The following is a 3751-nucleotide window of genomic DNA, read 5'->3' on the forward strand; positions in this document are numbered from 1 at the left end:
GTGTTTGTGGTGGTGGGGGGCCGCCGGGACGGTCGGCGGGAGGTGCTGGTGGTGACGCGGCCGGTGCAGGTGGGGCAGCTGGTGACGGCGGGGGATGTGCGGGTGGTGTCGGTGGTCGTGGAGCCGGCGGTGGAGGTGGTGCCGGTCGGGTCGGCGGGGCAGGTGGTGGGCCGGCCGGCGGCGGTGCCGCTGTCGGCGGGGAGTCTGCTGTCGAGGTCGTCGGTGGGTCGGCGGAGTCTGCCGGCGGGGATGCGGCTGGTGGGGGCGTCCCTGAAGCCGGGGTCCTATCCGCCGGGCGTGAGCGCCGGTGATCAGGTGATGGTGCTGCTGACCGGGGATACGGCGCGGCCGGCGGCGGTGGATGGCTCGGGGGCGTCGGTTCAGGGCGCCGTCGAGGTGCCGTCGGTGGCGAGGAGTTCGTCGGTGGAGGGGGTGCTCGTCTCGGCTGAGCCGGGGCCGGCGGGTTCGGGGGGGCTGGTGGTGTCGGTGCAGGTCGGTGCCGACGACGCGGAACCGGTGGCGCGGGCGGCGGCGGCCGGGCAGGTCGCGCTGGTGCTGCGGGGCGCGCGATGAGTGGGCTGGTAGCGGTCGGGGCGGTGAAGGGGTCGCCGGGGGTGACGACGACCGCGTTGGGGCTGGCCGCGGGTTGGCCGATGCGGCCGGGTGGGGCGCCGGTGGTGGCAGTGGAAGCCGATCCCAGCGGCGGGGACGTCCTGGGCTGGTATGAGCTGCCTGGATCGATCGGGTTGGTGTCGTGGGCGGCGCAGGCCCGCTCGGGCCAGCTGGGCCTGTCCGGGCATGTGCAGCGGCTACCCGGTGGTGTGGAGGTGGTCGCCGCCCCGGTGGAGGCGACGGCGGCGCGGGGGGCGGTGGAGGTCCTCACCGGGACGGGGGCGATACGGGCGGCGGCGGACACGGTGACGGTGGTGGCCGACGTCGGCCGGGTGGATCCGTGGTCGGCGGCGGCGCCGGTCGTGGCCGTGTGCGACCTGCTGGTGATCCTGGCCCGTCCGGTGCCGGTGGAGCTGGCGCGGGTCGTCGGGCGGGAGGCTGATCTGACCGCGGCGGGGCGGCGGGAGTGTGTGCTGCTGCTGGTCGGGGAGCCGGCGTGGCCGCTGGACCGGGTCGCAGAGTCGGTGGGCCTGCCGGTAGCCGGGGTGTTGCCTGAGGATCCGCGGGGCGCCGGTCTGATCGCGGGCCGGCCTGGGGGGCGGCGCGCACCCGGCCCGCTGGCACGGGCCTACGGCCTGGTCGCCCGTGGGCTCGCCGAGCAGCTTGCCGACCGCCGTGTTCCTTTGCCGCCCTTGCCCGCGGTGCCGGACGCGTTGGCGTTGCCGCGAGGGACCACCGGCGCGTCGGCGGGACGTACGGCGGCGGTGCTCGTGCCAGGGGCATCGTCGCCCGAGGCGCAGACCCAAGAGGGGTCGGGATGGGTGCCCTCGACCACCGTGCGCCACGGCCGGGGTGAGCGACGGTGAGGGGACCCGGATACGCGCCGGACGGGTTGGTGGCCGCGCTGCGGGACCGCGTCGCCGTCGAACTCGCTGCCCTGACCCGCACGGGGCAGGGCGGCGCCGGGTGGACGGTGACCGATCAGCGGGCATACGCCGCCGGCCTGGTCGCGGACATGCTGCGCCTGCACGCCGAGCAGTCCCTCGCGGCCGGCCGGCCGCTGCTGGCCCCGGCCGAGGAGGAACAGATCAGCCGGAGTGTGCTTGACGGGCTGTTCGCGTTGGGCGGGTTGCAGCCGCTGTTGGATGACCCGCAGGTGGAGAACATCAACTGCAACGGCGCCGATGTGGTGTGGGTGCGTTACGCCGACGGCCGGCGGCGGCGGATGCCTCCGGTCGCCGCGTCCGACGAGGATCTGATCGAGCTCGTGCGCACCGTCGCGGCCCGCTCCGGGGTGGAGGAACGACGTTTCGATCGGGCGTCGCCCCGGTTGAACATGCAGTTGCCGGACGGGTCGCGGTTGTTCGCGGCGATGGCGGTCACCGTCCGGCCGGTGGTGTCGATTCGCCGGCACCGCTACCCGCGGGTCAGCCTCGATCATCTGGTGGAGATGGGCACGATCTCCGCCGAGCTGCGGACGTTGCTGCGTGGTCTGGTCCTAGCCCGCCGCAACATCCTCGTGGCCGGGGAGACCGGGGTGGGCAAGACAACGCTGATCCGGGCGTTGGCCGCCGACGTTCCCGCCGACGAGCGGATCATCACGATTGAGGACTCCCTCGAACTCGGTTTGGACCGTGACGGGCTGCACCAGGACGTCGTCGCGATGCAGGCCCGCGAGGCGAACGTGGAAGGCGAAGGCGCGATCGGCCTGGCCGAGCTGGTGCGGTGGGCGCTGCGGATGAGCCCGGACCGGGTGATCGTCGGCGAGGTGCGTGGCGGTGAGGTCGTGCCGATGCTGATGGCGATGTCGCAGGGCACCGACGGCAGCCTCGCCACGATCCACGCCTCCTCCTCCGCCGGGGTGTTCGCGAAGATCGCCGCCTATGCGGCGCAGGCGGAGGGCCTGGCGATGGAGGCGACGAGCCTGCTGACCGCCGCGGCGGTGCACATCGTCGTGCACATGACCGTCGCGCAGGGCCGCCGCGTCGTGTCCAGCGTGCGGGAAGTGACCGGCGCCGACGGGCTGCTGGTCACGAGTAACGAGGTGTGGCGGCCGGGACCGGACGGGGTGGCGGTGCCGGCGGTGCCGTTGCGGGCGGAGACCGCCGCCGCCGTGGACGCCGCTCTCGCGGGCTACTACACCGCCCCGGCGGCGGGGGCCGGCGGATGGTGAGCGTGACGTCAGGTCCAGTGGCGCTCGCGGCGGGCTGCGGTCTGGGCGTGGCCGCCGGCCTGTGGCTGGTGGTCTCGGCGGGCATGCCGGTGTGGATGCGGCTGCGCGCCCGACGGCAGCCGGGCGGCGGTCTGTCGGCGCAGGCCCGCACCGTGCGGTTGGTCGGTGCGGTCGGCGCCGGGCTGGCGGTGGGGGTGCTGACCGGCTGGCCGGTTGCCGCCGCCCTGGCGGCCCTCGCGGTGCTGGCCGCGCCGAGCCTGCTCGCGGAAAGCCGCGTGGGCACGGCGGAGACGGCGCGGGTGGAGGCGCTGGCCGGCTGGGCGGACATGCTCCGCGACACGTTGGCGGCTGGCGCCGGGTTGGAGCAGACGATCCGGGCGACCGCCCCGATCGCCCCCGACCCGATCCGTGTCGACGTGCTCACCCTCGCCGCCGCGGTGCAGGACGGCGCGCGACTCGTCGACGCTCTCGGCGCGTTCGCTGACCGGGTGGATGATCCGGCGGCTGATCTGATCGTGGCCGCGTTGCGGTTCGCGGCGGCCGGGCAGGGCCGTCACCTCGCCGACCTGCTCGACCGTCTCGCGACCGCCGCCCGCGGGCAGGCGGCGCTGCGGCTGCGGGCGGCGGCGACGCGGGCCCGGATCCGCACCTCGACCCGTGTCATCGTCGTCACCACCATGGCGATGGCGCTCGGGCTGACCCTGTTCAGCCCCGCGTTCGTCGCCCCCTACAGCACCCTCACCGGGCAGCTCGTCCTCGCCGCCGTCGGCGCCCTGTGGGCTGCCGCGTTCGTCTGGCTTTCCCGGATGGGCCGCATCACCCGCCCGACCCGGATCCTCACCGGCGCCGCCGGAGGCAGCGGATGATCGTCACGGTGGCCTGCGGTGTAGGCGTCGGCGTCGGTCTATGGCTGGCCTGGATCGGGCTGCGTCCCGCCCGCCCCGACCTGGCCGACCTCCTCGCCGC

The 3751-nt window shown here is 75.2% G+C and carries 4 protein-coding genes; all 4 read left to right on the plus strand.

The genetic code is table 11. The annotated features are described in order from the left end of the window. Nucleotides 1-573 (plus strand): SAF domain-containing protein (locus C1A33_RS21945; RefSeq protein WP_341477250.1); only part of this gene is annotated, 573 nt, incomplete at its 5' end. After that, nucleotides 570-1478, plus strand: coding sequence for a CpaE/TadZ family protein (locus tag C1A33_RS21950; RefSeq protein ID WP_133150785.1), 909 nt, complete (start codon nt 570-572; stop codon nt 1476-1478). The genes C1A33_RS21945 and C1A33_RS21950, both read left to right, overlap by 4 nt. Further along, nucleotides 1475-2785, plus strand: a complete 1311-nt coding sequence (locus tag C1A33_RS21955; RefSeq protein ID WP_101833273.1) for a TadA family conjugal transfer-associated ATPase — start codon at nt 1475-1477, stop codon at nt 2783-2785. The genes C1A33_RS21950 and C1A33_RS21955 overlap by 4 nt, the downstream gene beginning before the upstream one ends. After that, entirely contained in the window at nt 2779-3651 is an 873-nt protein-coding gene (locus C1A33_RS21960) for a type II secretion system F family protein (protein ID WP_101833274.1), read from the plus strand. Before C1A33_RS21955 ends, C1A33_RS21960 begins: the two co-directional genes overlap by 7 nt. Nucleotides 3652-3751 lie beyond the last annotated feature (100 nt).

The sequence above is a fragment of the Frankia canadensis genome (genome assembly GCF_900197875.1).
In the GTDB taxonomy this organism is placed as follows: domain Bacteria; phylum Actinomycetota; class Actinomycetes; order Frankiales; family Frankiaceae; genus Frankia; species Frankia canadensis.